19 protein-coding genes are annotated in these 20052 nt (G+C 35.5%); 16 read left to right on the top strand and 3 right to left on the bottom strand.

The window, feature by feature from the left end; all coding sequences use genetic code 11:
- Window positions 1-89: 89 nt before the first annotated feature.
- The 13 genes from AC0L8O_RS09490 (at window position 90) to AC0L8O_RS09550 (ending at window position 13739) form a co-directional block, all read left to right on the top strand.
- Complete coding sequence (locus tag AC0L8O_RS09490; protein WP_473447608.1) at window positions 90-575, top strand: YehS family protein; 486 nt, start codon at window positions 90-92, stop codon at window positions 573-575.
- Window positions 576-949: 374 nt separating this feature from the next.
- A complete protein-coding gene (locus AC0L8O_RS09495) occupies window positions 950-1174 on the top strand; it encodes a LacI family DNA-binding transcriptional regulator (protein ID WP_473447610.1) in 225 nt (74 codons plus the stop codon).
- Window positions 1155-1979: a substrate-binding domain-containing protein gene (locus AC0L8O_RS09500; RefSeq protein WP_473447612.1), complete on the top strand. Its 825-nt coding sequence runs from the start codon at window positions 1155-1157 to the stop codon at window positions 1977-1979. Before AC0L8O_RS09495 ends, AC0L8O_RS09500 begins: the two co-directional genes overlap by 20 nt.
- A 105-nt stretch (window positions 1980-2084) precedes the next feature.
- Window positions 2085-3407, top strand: a complete 1323-nt coding sequence (locus AC0L8O_RS09505) for an ABC transporter substrate-binding protein (RefSeq protein ID WP_473447614.1) — start codon at window positions 2085-2087, stop codon at window positions 3405-3407.
- Between the two features lie 120 nt (window positions 3408-3527).
- The gene (locus AC0L8O_RS09510) at window positions 3528-4466 is read left to right on the top strand and encodes a carbohydrate ABC transporter permease (protein WP_026562733.1); all 939 of its coding nucleotides are present in this window, start codon (window positions 3528-3530) and stop codon (window positions 4464-4466) included.
- The gene (locus AC0L8O_RS09515; RefSeq protein ID WP_473447616.1) at window positions 4467-5309 is read left to right on the top strand and encodes a carbohydrate ABC transporter permease; all 843 of its coding nucleotides are present in this window, start codon (window positions 4467-4469) and stop codon (window positions 5307-5309) included.
- Window positions 5310-5390: 81 nt separating this feature from the next.
- Window positions 5391-6881: an alpha-N-arabinofuranosidase gene (locus tag AC0L8O_RS09520; protein WP_473447618.1), complete on the top strand. Its 1491-nt coding sequence runs from the start codon at window positions 5391-5393 to the stop codon at window positions 6879-6881.
- Window positions 6882-7001: 120 nt separating this feature from the next.
- The gene (locus tag AC0L8O_RS09525; RefSeq protein WP_473447620.1) at window positions 7002-7619 is read left to right on the top strand and encodes a YesL family protein; all 618 of its coding nucleotides are present in this window, start codon (window positions 7002-7004) and stop codon (window positions 7617-7619) included.
- A 522-nt stretch (window positions 7620-8141) separates the two neighbouring features.
- Entirely contained in the window at window positions 8142-9038 is an 897-nt protein-coding gene (locus AC0L8O_RS09530; protein WP_473447621.1) for a fumarylacetoacetate hydrolase family protein, read from the top strand.
- A gap of 63 nt (window positions 9039-9101) precedes the next feature.
- Complete coding sequence (gene gucD, locus AC0L8O_RS09535; RefSeq protein WP_473447623.1) at window positions 9102-10574, top strand: alpha-ketoglutaric semialdehyde dehydrogenase GucD; 1473 nt, start codon at window positions 9102-9104, stop codon at window positions 10572-10574.
- Between the two features lie 446 nt (window positions 10575-11020).
- The gene (locus AC0L8O_RS09540) at window positions 11021-11782 is read left to right on the top strand and encodes an SDR family NAD(P)-dependent oxidoreductase (protein WP_473447625.1); all 762 of its coding nucleotides are present in this window, start codon (window positions 11021-11023) and stop codon (window positions 11780-11782) included.
- A 97-nt stretch (window positions 11783-11879) separates the two neighbouring features.
- Window positions 11880-12623, top strand: coding sequence for a polysaccharide deacetylase family protein (locus AC0L8O_RS09545; RefSeq protein WP_473447627.1), 744 nt, complete (start codon window positions 11880-11882; stop codon window positions 12621-12623).
- A 192-nt stretch (window positions 12624-12815) separates the two neighbouring features.
- Window positions 12816-13739 (top strand): phytanoyl-CoA dioxygenase family protein, encoded by a 924-nt coding sequence (locus tag AC0L8O_RS09550; RefSeq protein WP_473447629.1) that lies wholly within the window; start codon window positions 12816-12818, stop codon window positions 13737-13739.
- Window positions 13740-13981: 242 nt separating this feature from the next.
- Here the strand turns inward: AC0L8O_RS09550 and AC0L8O_RS09555 are convergent, their stop codons facing one another.
- The 3 genes from AC0L8O_RS09555 to AC0L8O_RS09565 all read right to left on the bottom strand — a co-directional run bounded on the left by AC0L8O_RS09555 (window position 13982) and on the right by AC0L8O_RS09565 (window position 17069).
- Window positions 13982-14626, bottom strand: a complete 645-nt coding sequence (locus tag AC0L8O_RS09555; RefSeq protein WP_473447630.1) for a ThuA domain-containing protein — start codon at window positions 14624-14626, stop codon at window positions 13982-13984.
- A 14-nt stretch (window positions 14627-14640) separates the two neighbouring features.
- Window positions 14641-15354, bottom strand: a complete 714-nt coding sequence (locus AC0L8O_RS09560; protein WP_473447632.1) for an SDR family oxidoreductase — start codon at window positions 15352-15354, stop codon at window positions 14641-14643.
- Between the two features lie 449 nt (window positions 15355-15803).
- Window positions 15804-17069, bottom strand: coding sequence for an erythromycin esterase family protein (locus tag AC0L8O_RS09565; RefSeq protein ID WP_473447634.1), 1266 nt, complete (start codon window positions 17067-17069; stop codon window positions 15804-15806).
- 308 nt (window positions 17070-17377) lie between these two features.
- Between AC0L8O_RS09565 and AC0L8O_RS09570 the strand changes: the two genes are divergently transcribed.
- The 3 genes from AC0L8O_RS09570 (at window position 17378) to AC0L8O_RS09580 (ending at window position 20044) form a co-directional block, all read left to right on the top strand.
- Window positions 17378-17539, top strand: a complete 162-nt coding sequence (locus tag AC0L8O_RS09570) for a hypothetical protein (protein WP_473447636.1) — start codon at window positions 17378-17380, stop codon at window positions 17537-17539.
- Between the two features lie 330 nt (window positions 17540-17869).
- Window positions 17870-18628, top strand: a complete 759-nt coding sequence (locus tag AC0L8O_RS09575; protein ID WP_473447637.1) for a lysostaphin resistance A-like protein — start codon at window positions 17870-17872, stop codon at window positions 18626-18628.
- Window positions 18629-19069: 441 nt separating this feature from the next.
- Window positions 19070-20044, top strand: coding sequence for an SIS domain-containing protein (locus tag AC0L8O_RS09580; RefSeq protein WP_473447639.1), 975 nt, complete (start codon window positions 19070-19072; stop codon window positions 20042-20044).
- Window positions 20045-20052 lie beyond the last annotated feature (8 nt).

Consider the following 20052-nt stretch of genomic DNA (forward strand, 5'->3'; position numbering starts at 1 on the left):
TTTTATTTCACAGAAGTGTGATAAAATGAGACAGCTTTCATTCATATAAACAAAATTTCGATTTTGGGAAAAAATAAGGAGATCATAAAATGGATAATAACGATATATTAATTCGGTTGAGATATGCACTGGAAATTAAAAATAAAGAAATGGCAGAAATATTCAAACTCGGTGGAGAGGAGGTTTCTGTTCCAGAGGTGATCCAGATCCTCACCAAGACTGATGAAGACGATGAAAATAGTGATCAAATATCATGTACAAATGCGATGTTAGATTCATTTTTAAATGGCCTTATTATTTTCAAAAGAGGGCCAAAACCGGGACAGCCTGATGCACCTGCACCAACCCCATTTACCCGTGAAAATGTGAATAATCTCCTATTAAAAAAAGTCAAAATAGCCATGTCATTAACAACAGAGGATATGATCGATCTTTTTGCAGGTGCTGGATTACGGGTTACAAAAGGTGAACTTGGCGCTTTATTACGTAAAGAGGGGCATAAGAATTATATGGAGTGTGGAGATAACTTTGCAAGAAATTTCTTAAAAGGGCTAGCTATCAGATACAGAGGGTAAATGGGCTTATGTAATGCAGGTTGTGTCATCATACATATTATACAAAGGTACGGCAATACAATTTGTGAAAATATATGGATAAGACTGTTTGGTGTAAAAGCACTGAATAGTCTTTTTTTATTCCACAATTATTTTTGGCTTCCAATTCATGGTGGGACGAGGGACCTGTCCCTCTGACCCATACCTAACATTCGAGGTACAAAGTGGAATTTTTTTCCTTCAGTTAAGCTATTTTACGGTTCGAAGGTTGCTGACTTAAATCATGATAGAGAGATCTTTTTAATGAAAAAATGGAATAAAAGCTTGCCTAAATAAATACCATTTATCATAAACCGATTTCAGAAACCGTTTTTATACCATAGGAGGATCAGTCAATGACGACAATAGATGATGTAGCGAAAAAGGCAGGTGTTTCAAAAAGCTCAGTTTCGAGAGTATTAAATCAAAATTATAAACATATGTCAGAAGAGATGAAACAGAAAATATTAAAAGCAATAGAAGAATTAGACTTTCGGCCAAATTCAGTGGCTCAAAGTTTGAAAAAAAGAGACAAAAATCATTGGACTGATTATAGCGGATATGTCTCCTTTTTGTACTGAAATTATTAAGGGTATTCAGGAAGAATGTTTGAAAACCGGCTATAGTTTAATGGTTAGTAACTCATCCTCGTCCCCAGAACAAGAGGAAGAAAATATTAAAATGTTAATTGGAAAGCAGGTTGACGGGTTAATTATTAATACGATTAATCCTAGTAGTGAACTATTTACTTATCTTAAATCTATCAAATTTCCAATGGTATTTATAAATAGTTCCCCTCAAAATATCGAAGAAGATATGGTCATTGTTGATAATACAACAGGAACGACAGAAGCTATAGACTATCTAATAAATTTAGGGCATAAGCAAATTGCAATCATGCTGTATCCGATTGAAAATATCCTTGTTCGCCAAGAAAAATTGGAAGCCTATAAACAAGCATTAACAAATCACCATTTTCCTGTTGATCATCACTTAATAAATATTATGAAAGAGGAAAAGGGACAAGGGGTACAAACAACATTACGCTTATTAGAAATTCAGAATCCACCAACAGCGATTTTATCGACTAATATAAATCTAACGTTAGAAGTGTTAAAGGCAATACGAGAAAAAGGATTAAAAATTCCAAAGGATATATCAGTCATTGGATTTGATGATTTTGAATGGAATGATTTACTAGATCCACCACTTACGACAATATCTACACCTGTTCTAGAAATGGGGGAAAGATCTTCTAAACTACTGATTAAAAAACTACGAAAAACACAAACGAAACCTGCTAAATCCGAGGTTTTACCAAAATTAATAATCCGCCAATCAACCTGTAAACCTAGATTAAATGAAATAACAAATCCTGGACAATAGTATATTTATTTCAATCTTTATAGGAAACGCTTTCAAGTTATTTAAGGGGGTGATGCCCATATTTTACTTATTCAATCATCTAGATTATCAAAAGGGGGAAATAATTTGAGTAAGAAGTTCAAACTGTATTCTATCATGTTGATGGTCATGTGCATTATTTTGGCAGGATGCAATAGCAACAAAGGGGCCTATTCAGGTAATTCGTCAGAATCTACTAGTGAAGGAGGAGCACAAGAATTAACATACTGGACGTTTCAGGGTTTACATGTGGAATTCTTTGAAGACGCTGCGAAACGATGGAATGAAACGTATCCAGATCGACAAATTCAATTAAAAGCAGAGTCATTTCCTTATGATGAGATGCATAACAACCTTTTGCTAGCTTTACAATCTGGTGTTGGAGCACCCGATATCGTAGATATTGAAGTTAATCGTTTTCCGAACTTCCTACAAGGTGATATTCAATTAGAGCCCTTAAATGATATTGTCGAGCCTGAGTTAGAAAGCTTTGTTAAATCAAGATTCGAGGTTTATTCTGCTGATGGAACGTATTATGGTGCACCTACGCATGTTGGAGCTTCAGTCGCCTTTTATAATACGAAAATATTTGATGAAGCAGGTGTAAGTCCTGATGATATTAAAACATGGGATGATTTTGTAGAAATTGGGAAAGTGATTAAAGCTAAAACAGATAAACCGATGACACCGGTCTTCACCACAGGATTTTGGAGCTTTTATCCTATGATCAGCCAAAAGGGATCTGATTTCTTCGACAGCAATGGTGAAGTTATCCTAGATAACAAAGATAACGTCGAAGTATTACAGTTTATTCATGATATGCTCTATAAAGATGAGATTGCCGTTCTTGCACCTGGTTCACGACATGAGAGTGAAGAATTCTTTGCTTTCATGAATGAAGGTGGTGCAGCTTCTTTAATTATGCCTTCTTGGTATGCAAGCCGTTTTGTTGAACATATGCCTGATCAATCAGGAAATATTGTCATGAAACCGATGCCGAGTTGGGAAGAAGGAGGATTCCGTTCTGCAGGAATGGGTGGAACAGGGACCGCGGTAACCAAGCAAGCAAAAGATGTTCAGTTAGCTAAAGAATTTTTAGCTTTTGCTAAGTTATCAAAAGAAGCGAATATCAAGATATGGACGATGCTTGGCTTTGATCCACCACGACATGATGTTTGGGATGCTCCAGAATTAAAAGAAGCAAACAAATTCACGGAATATTTTGGCGATGGTTTGTTTGATATGTTACTTGGAATTAAAGATGAAATCAATCCATTAAATATTACCCCTAATACTCCTTTAGCAAGAGATTTAATTGAAACGAATGTGTTACACAATGTACTAAGAGAAAAAACTCAAACTCCCGATGAAGCCTTAAAGCAAGCTGCGGATGAATTGCGAAGTAGGTAACAAAGCATAAAATAATTGATTGGTAGACAGGATGCTCTTTAGGAAGAATGCCCAAATATGCAGCAAAAGGTAGGCACCCTTATGAGTTATCCTGTTTACAGAACAAAGGGAGGTTTTCTTATGAGGTCAGATTCTCCTCCAAATGTAAATAGCTCAAAAAGAAAAGGAAACACAATGAAAAATATCTTCTATTCACAAAAAATTGCACCATATGTGCTTGTGTTTCCATTTTTACTTATTTTTTGTGGGTTTTATTTATATCCGGTGATTTCTACTGTGATCATGAGTTTCCAAGAAATACTGCCCGGCCAAACGAAATTTATCGGGTTAAATAATTACATGAAGCTATTTAATCCAACCTTTTATAAAGCCTTATCCAATACAACGATCTATACCTTTTGGACGATCGTGATTTTAATACCTTTGCCACTACTATTGGCTATCATTTTAAATTCGAAAAAAATGAAAGGCAAGACATTTTTTAGAGCATGTATCTTTATTCCGGCCTTAACCTCTACCATTGTTGCGGGTGTTATTTTCCGTCTGCTTTTTGCGGAATCGGATACGGCCTTTGGTAATTCTTTTATCGGTTTTTTTGGCTTTGATCCTATAGCCTGGAGGCAAAATGAGGCAGCACTTATGTTCCTGATGGTTGGATTGGCCACTTGGAGATGGATGGGTGTTAATATGATTTACTTCTTAACCGGCTTACAAAATATACCGAAGGAAATGTATGAAGCGGCTGAAATTGATGGGGCTAATACCTTTAATAAATTCAGACATATTACCCTTCCATTTTTAAAACCGGTTTCTGTTTATGTATTAACGATCACTTTATTCGCTGGTTATAAAATGTTTGAAGAATCTTATGTGTTTTGGCAAGTAAATTCGCCCGGAAATATTTCATTAACACTTGTAGGTTATTTGTATAAAGAAGGATTTCAATATAACCAATTAGGTTTTGGCTCTGCTGTTGGTGTAACGTTATTACTTATCGTTGGAATTTTAGGATACCTTCAACTAAAACTAACAGGTTTCAGTGGGAAGGGAGGTAATTAAATGAAGAATAAGAGTCGAGGAAAATGGGCTTCCGGATTATTATTTTTGTTTATGATCATCCCTGTCATTATTGCCGTTTTTCCATTAGCATCATTAACAATCGCTTCATTAAAGCCTTCAACAGAGCTAATGAGGTATGGGTTGAATGTCTATCCCCAATTTGAACTATGGAGTCTAGGTAATTATGAGTATCTATTTACAGATGGCAGTATCTATTTCCATTGGTTTAAAAACAGTGTGTTGATCACATGTATTTCTACTATTCTGGCATTGATCTTTTCATCAATGGTTGGGTACAGCCTTGCCATGTATCGATTCAAGGGTCAAGGTATTGTTTTGTTTTTAGTTTTGTTAATCATGATGATTCCTTTTGAAATATTAATGCTTCCATTATTTAGAATGATGATTGGTCTAGGTTTCGTAAATACCTATACAGGTGTTATTCTACCGATGATCATTCATCCTTTGGCCATCTTTTTCTTTAGGCAATATGCTTTATCTCTACCTAATGATTTAATGGATGCTGCTAGAATTGATGGGTGTACAGAGTATGGTATTTTCTTTCGAATTATGGTTCCGTTAATGCAACCAGCCTATGGGGCAATGGGAATTTTATTAGCTTTATTTAGCTGGAACAATTTTCTGTGGCCATTAGTTGTGTTACGGACGAAAGAAATGTTAACACTTCCAATTGGTTTAGCCGGATTACTTTCTCCGTATGGAAATAACTATGATGTATTAATTGCAGGTTCAGTTTTAACTGTACTGCCTATTATTATTGTTTTTCTTTTTGCCCAAAAATACTTTATATCAAGTCTTGCAGCAGGTGCAGTAAAAGGATAAGTTATCTTACAAATCTATTAAAATGGAGTGGAATATTAAAATGACATCTTTCATTAATGTGAACAAAAGTGAAAAAAAGAAGTGATCAGTAAACACATATACGGCCATTTTGCAGAGCATTTAGGAAGATGTATCTATGAAGGAATTTGGGTAGGAGAAGATTCTTCCATTCCAAACACACGCGGGATTCGCAATGATGTGGTCGAAGCCTTAAAAAAACTGAGCATTCCTAATTTACGCTGGCCAGGTGGATGTTTTGCTGATGAATATCATTGGAAGGATGGGATTGGACCTCGAGAATCCCGCCCGAGCATTGTTAACAATAACTGGGGAAAAGTTGTAGAAAACAACCACTTTGGTACCCATGAATTTTTAGATTTATGTGAACAAATAAATGCTGAACCATATATTTGCGGAAATGTCGGCAGTGGAACGGTCCAGGAAATGCAAGAATGGATTGAATACATTACATTTGATGGGGAATCACCTATGGCTAATTTAAGGAGAAAGAATGGTAGGGATAAACCATGGAAACTTAAATATTTTGGGATAGGAAATGAAAACTGGGGATGCGGAGGAAAAATGAGAGTCGAATATTATGCCGACCTTTATCGACGCTATCAAACCTTTGTTAGGGACTTCCAGGATCATCCAATCTACAAAATTGCATGTGGTCCTAGTGAGGCGGATTATCATTGGACAGAAGTGATGATGCGTGAGGGGACTGGAAGAACGGAGCCATTCCCAGATAGTGTTGTAACGGATATTTGGGAACATCACCGACCAGAGATGGATGGCCTTGCCCTTCATTTTTACACCCGTAACCGCGCAAAATATGATTCAGCAACTGTATTTACAGAAGAAAAATGGTTTGATTATATGAAAAGAACGCTTGTGATGGAAGAGCTGATTCAAAAACATACAGCGATTATGGATAAATATGACCCAGAGAAAAACGTCGATTTAATCGTTGATGAATGGGGAACTTGGTTTAACGTTGAGCCAGGTACAAATCCTGGATTCCTCTACCAGCAAAATACACTGCGCGATGCACTTGTGGCAGGTATTAACCTAAATATTTTCAATAAACACTGTGATCGTGTACACATGGCTAACATTGCTCAAATGATTAATATATTACAGGCGATGATTTTAACAGAAGGAAAAAACATGATTTTAACCCCTACCTATCATGTATTTGAAATGTATAAAGTTCACCAGGATGCAACATTACTTCCTGTTAGTGTAAGTACTGGAGACTATACATATGGAGAAGATAATCTCCCAATGCTAAATGTCTCTGCTTCTCAGGATATTTCAGGTAAGGTTCATATTTCAATCTGTAACCTTGATCCTAATCATTCAGAAGAAATAACATGTAATCTTAATGAAATAAAACATTTTTCAACAGCATCTGGACGAATCTTAACAGCAGAATCTATGAATGAACATAATACTTTTGAAGCACCTCATCGGATTGAACCAACAGTATTTGATAAGATCGAACTTCAAAATGATACGATTTCTTTAACAATCCCGTCAAAGTCTGTACTCGTCATTGAACTTAAATAATAAGTAGGACCTCAGAAAACTCTCTTAACCTATAAATAAGGGAGTTTTCTTTCCTTCTTTTTGTTTGAAATGAATATGTAAATACATTCTGCAAAAGTAGTAATCAAAGGTGGAATAATTATGGTTGATCATATGCTATCAAAGATAAATTTTATAGGAGAATGGGCCATACGGCTTGCCTATGTTAATTTTCTCTGGATGTTGTTTAGTGCAATGGGATTATTCTTTTTAGGTTTTTTCCCTGCCACTGCAGCTATGTTTACGGTGATCCGGAAATGGTTGCTGAAAGAGCAGGTTTCTGTTTTTCAGACGTTCATAAAAAGCTATCGGAAGGAATTTACGGACGCAAATTTTGTAGGCTGGCTATTACTTTTAATCGGTGTCTTTATTTATATTGATTTTATCTTTTTGACAAGTATGGATGGAATTCTTTTTACAATATTATTATTTGTTTTACTATCTGTTGCTTTTATTTATCTCTCGATCATTTTCTATATATTCCCTGTATTTGTTCATTTCAAATTAATAAAATTAGAATATGTTAAATATGCTTTTATTATAAGTTTGTCTTATCCGCATCTTACAATCCTTATGCTTCTGGGAACTATTATGTTGATTGCGGTATTCATTACCTCCCCAATGTTATTTCCTTTCATAGTAGGTAGTTCACTCGGATGTCTAGTAATGTTTATAAGTAAAAGAGTATTTCATAAGGTTGGCGGTATGGATAGTTACTAGTTGAGTATTGTCATTAGACTTCTGAGATAAAAATAACACCCTGGAACAAATCAGCGCAAAGTTGTTACTAGAAGAAACCCATTGAATCAATGTTACAGGGGAGATATTTGTTGGACAAACTAAACACATTCATTTGAAATAGGAAATGTTTAGAGTCGATAAATGTTAGTATGTCATTCTGTTTCTACATTAAAAATTGGAAATTCTTATTGAAAAATAAAACAAAATATTATAATATGAACCTATCGTTTTATAATATAATTAATTGTTTTATATTATAGAACAAGTGGTATTATGTAAGTTCACAAATGTAAGCGTTGTAATATTTGGTTAAACAAGTATCTTTTTTAAAATTGATAGTAAGTTCACAACTGAAAAGAATGAAAAGAAATCCTTATTCTTCGAATTATTTGAATGAGGTAAGTAGGGTATGGATATAAAAGGATAGGATAAATGGGCCTTAGCCTATTTTTATCTATATAACAAAACCTAGTTTTATAATATAAAATAGGAGGGTTTTAAATGAGAATTATCCGATATAAGAAAAATGAAGCAACACTTCAATTAGCAGTGGTTAATAATGAAAGCTTTGTATTTGATTTACCATACCCTGATTTTATATCTTTTGTTCACGAAGCAGAGAAACAAGGGAAGACAGTATTAGCATTTGCCCAAGAGTTTGCTGCTAATGAGCCAGTTGAAAAATATGAAAATACGATTCTTACAACACCGCTTGATGCACCAGAAGTATGGGCAGCTGGGGTTACATACGAAAAAAGCCGTGATGCTAGAAACTATGAAGCAACAGAAGGCAAACTGGATGCTACGACATTTTATGATAAAGTTTATGAAGCTGAACGTCCGGAAATTTTCTTTAAATCAACAGCAGCACGAACAGTCGGTCCTGGACAAGAAGTTTATCTTCGATCAGATTCGAATTGGCAAATCCCTGAGCCAGAATTAGGATTAGTTATGAATAAAGACGGAAAAATTCTAGGGTATATAGCTGGGAATGATATGAGTTGCCGTGATATTGAAGGTGAAAATCCTCTTTATCTCCCACAAGCAAAAATGTGGAAAAATTCATGCTCAATTGGGCCGGCAATCTTACTAGCCGATGCTGTAGATGATCCATATGAATTAACCATTACTTGCCGCATTCTACGTCAGGATGAAAAGGTGTTTGAGGGAATGGCAGTTGTAAATCAATTAAAAAGAAAGCTTGATGAATTAGTTTCATTCTTAGTACTTGATAACGACATCTTTGATGGCACAGTACTGTTAACTGGAACTTGTATCGTTCCACCTAATGAATTCACATTAAAAGAAGGGGATATCATTGAAATTGAAATCTCAGGAGTTGGCACACTTAGAAATCCAGTTAAACAACTAGTGAAAAAAGAATCTGTTGCTAACTAAGGTGATTTTATTCATCACCATGGGATTTAAATAAATTAATTTTTTAATAGGGAGTGGATTTTTGTGAGTCAAACAAAAACAGCAGCACAAACATTTTTGAATTTTATTAATAATGAATGGAAACAATCATCTGATCAAGATGTAATTGCGAGCTATAATCCAGCAAATAAAGAAGAGGTTGTAGGTCTTGTACAAAAATCTTCGGATGCTGATTTAGACAATGCCGTAAATGCAGCACATAATGCCAAAAAAGGGTGGCGTAAGTTAGGTCAAGTTGCTCGCGGGCAATTGCTCTATAAAGTGGCCAATATTATAGAGGAAAACCTTGAGGATATCGCAGAAACAATGACTCGTGAAATGGGTAAAACATTACCAGAAGCAAAAGGGGAAACAGCAAGAGGAGTGGCGATTCTCCGTTATTATGCCGGAGAAGGGATGCGTTCGGATGGAGACACAATTCCATCAACAGATCCTGATGCACTTATGTTTACAAGAAGAACTCCTCTAGGTGTTGTTGGTGTTATAACACCATGGAACTTCCCGGTAGCTATTCCTATTTGGAAAATTGCACCCGCGTTAGTGTATGGAAATACCGTTGTGTTCAAACCAGCTACAGAGGCTGCAGTAACTGCTGCTAAAGTTGTTGAATGCTTTGCAAAAGCCGGCTTTCCGCAGGGGGTTCTTAATTTCATTACAGGTTCTGGATCCGTTATAGGTCAAGGACTTATCGATCATCCATTACTTAATGGCATTACGTTTACCGGTTCAGAAGGTGTTGGTAAAAACGTAGCTAAATCAGCAACAGATAGAGGAATTAAATTCCAACTTGAAATGGGTGGTAAAAACCCAGTAATTGTAGCAAAAGATGCCGATTTACAATTAGCTGTTGATGCTGTCTTAAGCGGCGGATTAAAGTCTACAGGACAAAAATGTACGGCAACAAGTCGTGTCATTGTCGAAGCAGATATTTATGATCAATTTAAAGAATTACTACTGAATAAAATCGATGAAATCACAATTGGTGATGGATTAAAAGATGGTATTTGGATGGGACCTTGTGCGAGTGAGAGCCAATTCAACACCGTATGCAGCTATATCGAAAAAGGTAAGCAGGAAGGCGCCTCACTTATTTATGGCGGTGAAGTGCTAACTGATGACGAATATCAAAAAGGTTTCTTTGTTCGTCCAGCAGTCTTTGAAAATGTAAACTCTGACATGAGCATTGCACAAGAAGAAATTTTTGGGCCTGTATTAGCGTTAATGAAAGTAGATTCTTTAGAAAAAGCAATTGATGTGGCCAATGATTCTAAATACGGTTTAAGTGCGTCCATCTTTACAAGAAATATTAGTTCCTTCCTAAGTTTTATCGATGATATGGAAGCAGGTCTTGTTCGTGTCAATGCGGAAAGTGCTGGTGTTGAACTGCAAGCACCGTTTGGAGGAATGAAGGCTTCAAGTACAGGTACTCGTGAACAAGGTGAAGCAGCAAAAGAATTCTATACGTCAATTAAGACTGTTTTTGTGAAGGGTTCTTAAAGCTTATAATGTAATCTATGAAATGACTCCTTAAGCCTCAGGTTGTTTCTTGCTCTGAGGCTCTCTTTTTAAGCTTAATCCAAAATTCGATCAAAACATCAAAAGAATGGAAAAGATGTAAGGCACTCCCTTTCTTCATTATTTTAATCATCGCAGCATTGTTAATTGCGTTTGTTCCAAACAACTACTTAAAAATAGGCTATTCTCTAAAAGATTGTTGTTTTTAATAAGTACTTGAAAAACTAAATAGAGTTGATTTGAACGGATATGCGAGACTCCTGTGTGAGCATTGGGACAAGTGAGACCCCGCAGACGCAAAGCGTTGAGGAGGCTCCTCACCGCCCACCCCAAGGAAAGCGAGCAGCCTGGAGCTCAAATCAACAACCTCTACACTTATTACAAAGCAACAATGTTTGCGAAAACAGCCTAAAAATAAAAGAGGTGTTATGATGGATTCATTTAAAGGTCAAGTTGTATGGATTACTGGAAGCAGCACAGGTATCGGAAGATCTGCAGCGATAGAATTTTCTGAATGCGGAGCAGAGGTTATTGTTCATGCAAACAGTAACATTGACCAAGCACAATCTTTAGTCGAAGAAATTCAATCAAAAGGCAATAGAGCTTTTTTAGTACATGGTGATGTTTCAAACAAAGCTCACGTGGAATCAATGGTTGAAAAAATTGATCAAGAATTTGGGAAAATCGATATATTAGTAAATAATGCGGGTGCATTAATTAAAAGATCTAGATTAGAAGATTTAGAAGAAGAGTTATGGGATCAAATTATGGATGTGAATTTAAAATCTGTCTATCTCGTAACCAAAGCAGTGCTTCCTCTTATGAAAAAGCAAGGGAAAGGCAGAATTATTAATATTACTTCAATCGCGGCAAAAAATGGAGGGGGCGCAGGTAGTATTGCATATGCAGCATCAAAAGGTGGAGTAAGCACCTTAACAAAAGGGTTAGCAAAGGATTTGATTGAATATAATATTTTGGTTAATGCCGTTGCACCTGGAGTGATTACAACACCATTCCATGATAAGTATTCTACATTAGAACAAAGAGCAAAAGCGGTAGAACAGATCCCAATGGGAAGAGAAGGAACCGCTGAAGAGACTGTAGGTTCTATATTATTTTTAGCATCAAAATATGCTAATTATATAACTGGAGAAATAATAGAGGTCAATGGCGGACAGTTAATGAGCTAATTAGTTTATAAAGGATTGGAAGAACATGTTTAAGTAATAATGAAGAAATAGTGAGGAACAATAACTGGAAATAAATGAATGTAAGGTGAGGAATTCCATGAAAGCCATTACAATATTTTTTCTTTGTTGTTTCATCATTATGCTTCCATCAAAAACTCATGCTCAACGAAAAGTCCCAATATTAATTTATCATTCAATCGACGAGTTTAAAGGCAGTGGTTCAAAAGAATTATATGTAACCCCGCAAAACTTTGAGAAACAAATGATTTATTTACGAGATCACGGCTTTACTTTGTTAACGTTTGATAGGTGGAAAGACATTGAGAATGTGAAAAAGCCTATTTTTATTACCTTTGATGACGGATACAAAAATAATTTACATGCATTTAAAATCCTTCAAAATCTAACAAATGAACACTTTAAACCAACGGGAACGATTTTTGTTATTTCTGATTTTATTGGACGATCAAATCGATTATCGGAAGCGGAAATAAAAATGATGGCCGATTCAGGTATCATGTCCATTCAATCTCATACGGCAACACATCCAGATTTAACGAAAATAAACGGATTTGAAGAAGAACTAAAAAGATCTAAAGATAAGATTCAAAAAATAACAAGAGAACCTGTCATTGCCCTTTCATACCCATACGGCAATACAAACGAAAAGGTTATTGCAGAAACTAAAAAGTATTATTCGTATGGGCTCACAACAACTCCTGAATTATATACGAAAATGGGATATAAAGATGAACTTTATCTTTTACCGCGTCTTTATGTTAAATATTCAACGACCCTTGATGAGTTTGCAAAGGTTGTTGAAGGTAGAGTGAGGGAGTAAGGTTTTGTACAACTGGTTCTATATTGACTTTTTGTGTACATTGATGTGTAGCCTTTAAGTAAACAAGAATAATATTATGTAAACTAAGTTCAACATAATGTCTGCATGATATATAAAACGATCGTTACTCAATTGTTGTAAGCACTTCATTTATTTGGACCTGTTCAAACTTAAAAGTAAGGGGGATATAAATTGACAAAATATAAGGTATTAAATCAAGAACAAGTCAATCAGTTCATCGAATTAGGTTGGGTAAAGGTTGAACAAGCTTTTCCTAAAGAAGTGGCGTTGGAAGCCCAAAAAATTGTTTGGGAGAATGTTGAAAAACGAGGAGTACTAAAGAATGATCGATCGACTTGGACGGAAGAAATGGTACAACTAAATGAAAACTATGAACATGATGAATTTCAGAAATGTAATACAAAAAGATTAGCAGATGCAATAGAAGATCTTGTCGGTGAGGGGCGATGGGCGAACAGGACAGTATATGGTGAGACTGAGAAGAAGGTTGGCTATGGATGGTGGCCAGTTAATTTTTCTCAAGGTGCTGACAAACCATGGAATGTAGCGAATACTGGCTGGCATTGGGATGGTATTCATTTTCGTCATTATATTGACAGTCCGGAACAAGGACTGCTTTGCTTGAATTTATTCTCTGAAATAGGAAAACAAGGTGGGGGCACGCTAGTAGCAGAAGGCTCACATAAGGTGGTTGCAAAATTTCTCTCCAAGCAACCAGACGGAATTGAACTTGGAGACGGCATTCGTACTCTGAATGAGCAGCACCCGTGGTTCTCCGAATTAACTGCATCTAATGAGCGACAGGGTGATAATATTGAACAGGATCGGATAGAGAAATTCATGGAAAATCCGTATATTGATGAAGATGGAATCAAGCTTCAGGTCGTGGAAACCACCGGAAACCCTGGTGATGTCATTTTATGTCATCCGTTTTTATACCACGCTGCATCACAGAATCATTCAGGTGTTCCTCGTTTCATGTGTAATCGGACCACTCCACTAACAGAGAGAATAAACTTAAACCGTCCAGATGGGAACTATTCACCATTGGAGTGGAGTATTAAATCGGTTATACATAAAGAAGCTGCGATTTAGTAAAATTTGTACTTCATATTAGGAGAGGAGCTGCAAGTATTTAGAAGCAGCTCCTCTTTCTTTTAGATTAATTACGATTAACTCTGCAAAAAGTAAAAAGGCTAGTATTATCCTTTAATTCATTAAGATAAGAAGGATAGACGTGATGCATTTCTTGTGTAAAAAGCTAAAGCCACCACTAGTTTGGATAACACATATTGGATGGGAGGAGGGACAATTTACCTGTCCCTCCGATCCAGTGTTTAGTTAGATATCGTCCAATTAATTTTTTCTGCTAATAATTTTGAGACGTTTTCATTTAACATTCCATCTTTCGTATGAGCTGGAGTAAAACAGCAAACCCTTCCTTTTCCATAGGAATGTTTCCAGCCAGCGATGGAATCGCCATCTACACCTGTACTCCAAAGGTCTACTTCTGTATTTTCTACATCACACTGGACAAAATACTGCTCATCGGAAAGGGAAAAAGTATTCTCTCCACTTTTTTCATTTTCATTCAACATGTAGGTAACATCCTGAAGCCCTGGTGGGTGATACTCAAAATATCCTCTCAACATCTGAATGTAGTTGCTATCAGGCTCATATCCTGCTGAACCGGCATGCCATACTAAGATATTTCCCCCATCTTCCACATATTTGACAATCTTTTTATCCAATTCATCCGTTAGCCAAGTGAACACGCGTTCATCTTTGGGATTTAATTGATCCATTTTAGCATTGATGAATAAGTCAGGCTTTTCATCAAGGGCGTTTGAAACCTCTTCATGCGTGATGAATTGAAGATTTACTTCCTTGTTTGCAAGTCGTTCTATTGCTGACTCTAATCCAGCCTTTGCATCATCTGCATTATGCCAATAATCTCCTAATAACGCTACTATGTTTACCATCGTTTATATCACCCTTACCAGTTCAATTTATTCCCTTGATAATCAATGTACATATGTTCTTCAATTGCAGGAGCCTTTAATATTTGCTCTTTGATTCCAGTTGCCGATTCAATTGCATCGAGAGTTGCATCTGGATTAAACTCACCGAATATATACGTTCTTACATATCCTGGATGGAATGCTAAAACCTTGACTCCAAAATCCGCTAATTGATTTTGTAATATCGTTAATTGCATGTTTAAAGCTGACTTGGACATACAATAGCCATATTCTTTTTTTCGCCAAGAATCTGTTAAGCTAGCAGCTTCTGAGGAAATATTCGCTAATATTTTACGATTTCCTTTCATTAATAACGGCACAACAGATTTTGAAACACGAAGTGGTCCAAATACATTCGTATCAAAAAGCTTCATCATATCCTCGTAATTGAACTCCCCAAATATATCTTCGGAACGGTCTTTGTACATGGCTGCATTATTAATCAGAATATCTAGTTGACCAGCTTCATTTTCAATATAATTTGCGATCTCATCCACAGATTTCTGATCGGTAACATCTAATGAAACAATGTCTAAATCCTCGCCAAATTCCTTTTTCAAGTCATCAAGCTCTGTCCAATCTTTCATATAACGACCAGCAAATACTTTAAAATTTGATTTTAGAAAAACCTCTGTTAAAGCTAGACCTAATCCTCTGTCAGCACCTGTTATGTAAACAGTCTGTTTCATTTTATTCCATCTCCCTATGTCTATAATGATGAAAACACTTACATCAATACATTATTCTCTCTTTGAGTAAATTTTCCTTGTTATTTCTAATAAAAAGTTGGATTTAAAACTGCCACTGATGAAAGATATTGGGGATGTTAGGGGATTCCTGATAAAGAGATAAAATTCGACATTGGGTATGGAGAAAGTTTCTTGTAAATTTCATATTGCGGCAGGGTTGATTGATGAGATGATAATAAGTGAGGCGGTAGTAAATAATCGAAGTGGAAGAAGATTTAAGCGTATTTAGCATGATCGTTCACGAAAATGATAAAACAGAGGAACGGTTCTCTTGTTAAAAGATAAATCATTTGAACCGTTCCTCAGTTTTTTAAATTTTATTAAGAATTGAATGAGGATGAATAAAGATAGTAGTAGAACGAAAGAAAAAGGTTTTTCTCCATCTAGTTTCACTCGATCACTTTAGTTGGTGTTGCTTTCTTTACTATGATGATACCGTCATAAGCCTGATCAGGCACCATTTCAATCGTATAAAACATCTTTAAAAACGAATACCAAGTGCGAAATTCGTCCCCTATATTCGCCATTTTTTGTTTCTTTGAAAGGATCGTCGACAAATCATCTGACTCACGACTCTTTTCAAAATCAACATAAAAGATATTTTGCTCAACGTCACTGAATGCATCGACTACATCATTATGACTTTCTAGCGTAAAGATCTTTCGTTCGATAGAACCGCCGTTCTTTGCTTGAAATTTGCTGTTGATAAAGTCAGTACCAATTGCAAAATACTTTTCTCCAAATACCTCATCTACATAATGTCCCATCGATTTATAGCCGGCAGGGGAGGCAGATGTTTTTTCGACATGGCCATTATGTCCAGTGAAGAATACCTTCTTATTTCCACGTTCTTTTTCAAATTCAATAATCCATTGTAAGTTTTCAGCTAAATATTGATCACGAAGATGTGTGTAATCTTTATCATTTAAAAACAGCTGTGTACGCTGCCTCATATTTTGTGCATTAGCTGTGGCAAACGCAAAGTCTTCTGGAGACGAATGTTCTAAGTAAATTGCTTTATTTGATTGTAAGTCTTGTATGATCCCATTGATCGTCTGATCTACTTTTTCTAATTGTTCCGTTGTTAATTCACGCATGGTTTCGTTGGAAACATGTTTCAATTGCTCTTCATACTTAGTTGCGGTGTCCTTATTTACAACAGCAAAATAATCGAGCAGCTCCTTTTTAGTGAAGTCATAGCGCTGCATATCATTCCCATAAAAACGAATTTTTTCATCCTCTTTTACCGATTCATTATAATCATGCATCCATTGAACTAGATCAATCATTTGTTCGGTATTATAAATACGATAATCAAGTGTATTTACAGCTTCCTCAGCTGTACCTTCACCATTCACTATAAAATTGTTAATCTGCTGACCGCCTCCGAAATCCCCCTCTAAGATAAAGACGCGAACATTTTCCTTTTTCATTAACGTTTCAAAGACCTCTTGTTTTAACTCTTGAAATTCAACATTCCCATGTGTCGCTTCTCCCAGCCCTATAATTTCAACATCATCCGGAATATCCATTAGTTTCACAGGTGAAATATATTGATCCGCGTTATCTATGGCTTCGCCTTTTCCACAACCTGATATAAAAGCAGTAAAAGAAAGTACTGCTATAAATAAAATACAGCTTTTTAAAAATGTCATTTTTATCCTCAACTTTCTCCTTTTTTAAAAAAATAATCTTTAGATTCCCTAAGATAAATGTTACATGACTATCTTTAAATTTTGTTTAAATCTGGATTATTTATATTTAAATAAGGTCCGGTGTTTAAAGATTGAAGTTAAGAAAATAGATACATAAATAAAAAAATTTTCCTTAGGAAAACAGGATATATGACTTATCGTTAGGTAGTATAATAGATCTATAGGAGTGAGGAGATATATGATGGTCGGAGTAGGTCCTCATCACTCTAGAGGTGGCAAGGAAAATAATTTAAAAGGAGTTAATAAACATGAGCAAAGAGCAGGCAAAACCAATGTATTATGATGGTTCGGGTAATGTAAGTTTATCTCCAAAGCTAACGACGAATACTACATATATGATTAAACCTGATTATAATCCAGACACTCTTGTGAAATATCCTTATTTTCCTTATATGAATCTACCTAAATAATAAATCATAACACTTCGAAGTGGGAAGGAAATGATCGGAGTTGGAAAAAGGGATTGAACGTGATTTGAACGTCGTTCTCAAAAAAAGAATTAAAATAAAGAGAAGGTCTATATTTGTTATAAATCTGAGAAAAATTTATATTAGCCGAAAGAAATTCCCCGCATCGTTATTAAGCGGGGGATTTTTTTCGCAGTGAATTTAGTGGAAAATACATATTATGTATTCCTAAATTCACTATTTTTATAAATGGCGGTCCAATTGACCTGTCCCTCTGTCCCACCTGGATATTTATGTTAAAATTTAAAATGAAGGCTGAAAGGGGGGATGTTTATGTTAGTTGTGATTGCGGCTTTGTTTTTTATAGGAATTATATCTATTTCATATCATCAAGTAGGTTTTTCGTCTTTTGTATTTATTGGATTCCTCTTTTTGTTTATGACAAATAAGGAAAAACGATTTATCACATCTCTATTGTTTTCCTTTTTAATTAGTTTTGTCATATTTATCGTTTCGAATCATTTCATTGACACGTTGACCATTTCAAAGGAATTCAAGATTATTGTTAATCGACTTTTGCTTATTGTGATCCTAATAGGAATCTCATTTCATTTACTTCTCTATAAGAAAAAAGTGTCTTGGTATCATGCAAGACCTGATTGGAAACATCCGATTATTTTGCCGTTTCATAAGATTAATATATTTTGGTTTTGGATAATTGGAATAGTAGTTAATGGAATGGTATATTTATATTTTATTGTTCAAAAAGATGTCGATTATATCGCATCGCTTTTCTGGTTTTGTCTATTTTTTTCGCTGATAAACGCAGTTTTTGAGGAAGTTATTTGGAGAGGGGTTATGCTTTCGGCTATTAATGAAAACACATCGAGATGGTTTGCTATCTTGATTACAAGTGTTGGTTTTGGACTTCTCCATCTTGCCATTGGTTTTTCAATTCCCCTCAGTTTGTTGATTTCAGTTGCTGGTGTCATATACGCAATCATCACACTTAAAACAAACAGCATCTATCCGAGTATTATTTTTCATTTCATCATTAATATAGGAATGGTATACAGCGGATTTATTATTTAACGTACATACATTAGCTAAAAAAACTCTGGCAGTAAGATGTTAACATTTTCAGTTAAAGTGGACCAATATAGGTAAGGACTCGGCAAGTACTCTGTGAACTTGTCGTTTTTTATTTTTAAAAAAGAACTAAATCTGATCTTGTTCAATGACAGCTAATTATATGTAGCTGTATTTTTTGTGAATTTTTCATCCTCAATCATTTTAACTCCTCTTCAGACACATGCTTTTTCTTATGAATGAGAGTAGGCTTTCTTAGAACATCTCATATGGTTCTTAAAAAAGTTATCAGAAAATTATTAACAAACCGTTGACCTATGACATCATATGATGTACTATAACCTTATAGATGATGTTATATGACATCATAGTATCTTAGAGTGGTAGGTGAAGACGAAAATTACACTATTAATCTAAGGTAAAACTTGAGGGGAGAGGTAAAGGATGAAAAAAGATCATGTAGAACAAATTGAAAACGTTATCGGGGCTATGAAAGGGAAGGAAATTAAAAACATTTTTTTTGTTGCATGTGGCGGATCAATGGCAGCGCTTTCGCTTGGAGATTATTTTATTACGAAGGATACTGATATACCAAGCTTTGTTTATACGTCAAATGAATTTATTCATCGTGCTCCAAAAGCATTGGGTGAAAACAGCCTTGTTATACTAAGATCTCATTCAGGTACAACACCGGAAACAGTTGGAGCTGCTACATATGCTAGAGAACAAGGTGCCTTAACTGTTGCGATTTCAATGGAAGTTGAATCTCCTCTGTGTCAAGAATCAGACTATACTATTCATTACAATTACAAAGATGGCTCAGATGCAATTGATGGCGAAATAGGGATGTACTACACGTTACTCTTTAAATTGCTTCATCAATTTACCGGGGAAGAAAAATACCTACGTGGTGTAGAACAATTATCTACGTTAGGTCAGTTAATAGAAAGCAACCAGGCAAAGCATAAGGATGTAGCTGACGCTTTTGGAAAGAAATATAAGCGTGATAAAGTGATTTACACTATGGCAAGTGGAGCATATATTCATCATGCTTATTCATTCACAAGTTGTTTGTTAATGGAAATGCTTTGGATTCACTCAAATGCGATTCATGCGGGAGAATATTTCCATGGACCATTTGAAGTCACGGATTATGATGTACCATTTTTAGTTGTAGTTGGGGAGGGACCAAGTACACCACTTGATCAACGGGCTCTTGATTTTGTCACGAAATACAGTGAAAAAGTTGAGGTTGTTAACGTGAAAGAATTTGATTACAGTGGCGTAGACGAAGATCTTAAAGAGTATTTTGGTACAGCATTAGCAGGTCCTGTATTACGCTTATATGCTGATGGTTTAGCTGAACATACTGGACACCCATTATCGGTTAGAAGGTATATGTGGAAAATGGATTATTAATAGAATAT

It is taken from the genome of Metabacillus sp. KJ11-3 (genome assembly GCF_055808295.1).

Bases quoted from the DNA above. Each gene is read 5' to 3' on its own strand.
- AC0L8O_RS09490 (WP_473447608.1), top strand. From the start codon at position 90: ATGGATAATAACGATATATTAATTCGGTTGAGATATGCACTGGAAATT.
- AC0L8O_RS09495 (WP_473447610.1), top strand. From the start codon at position 950: ATGACGACAATAGATGATGTAGCGAAAAAGGCAGGTGTTTCAAAAAGC.
- AC0L8O_RS09500 (WP_473447612.1), top strand. From the start codon at position 1,155: ATGTCTCCTTTTTGTACTGAAATTATTAAGGGTATTCAGGAAGAATGT.
- AC0L8O_RS09510 (WP_026562733.1), top strand. From the start codon at position 3,528: ATGAGGTCAGATTCTCCTCCAAATGTAAATAGCTCAAAAAGAAAAGGA.
- AC0L8O_RS09515 (WP_473447616.1), top strand. From the start codon at position 4,467: ATGAAGAATAAGAGTCGAGGAAAATGGGCTTCCGGATTATTATTTTTG.
- AC0L8O_RS09525 (WP_473447620.1), top strand. From the start codon at position 7,002: ATGGTTGATCATATGCTATCAAAGATAAATTTTATAGGAGAATGGGCC.
- AC0L8O_RS09530 (WP_473447621.1), top strand. From the start codon at position 8,142: ATGAGAATTATCCGATATAAGAAAAATGAAGCAACACTTCAATTAGCA.
- AC0L8O_RS09540 (WP_473447625.1), top strand. From the start codon at position 11,021: ATGATGGATTCATTTAAAGGTCAAGTTGTATGGATTACTGGAAGCAGC.
- AC0L8O_RS09545 (WP_473447627.1), top strand. From the start codon at position 11,880: ATGAAAGCCATTACAATATTTTTTCTTTGTTGTTTCATCATTATGCTT.
- AC0L8O_RS09555 (WP_473447630.1), bottom strand. From the start codon at position 14,626: ATGGTAAACATAGTAGCGTTATTAGGAGATTATTGGCATAATGCAGAT.
- AC0L8O_RS09560 (WP_473447632.1), bottom strand. From the start codon at position 15,354: ATGAAACAGACTGTTTACATAACAGGTGCTGACAGAGGATTAGGTCTA.
- AC0L8O_RS09565 (WP_473447634.1), bottom strand. From the start codon at position 17,069: ATGACATTTTTAAAAAGCTGTATTTTATTTATAGCAGTACTTTCTTTT.
- AC0L8O_RS09570 (WP_473447636.1), top strand. From the start codon at position 17,378: ATGAGCAAAGAGCAGGCAAAACCAATGTATTATGATGGTTCGGGTAAT.
- AC0L8O_RS09575 (WP_473447637.1), top strand. From the start codon at position 17,870: ATGTTAGTTGTGATTGCGGCTTTGTTTTTTATAGGAATTATATCTATT.
- AC0L8O_RS09580 (WP_473447639.1), top strand. From the start codon at position 19,070: ATGAAAAAAGATCATGTAGAACAAATTGAAAACGTTATCGGGGCTATG.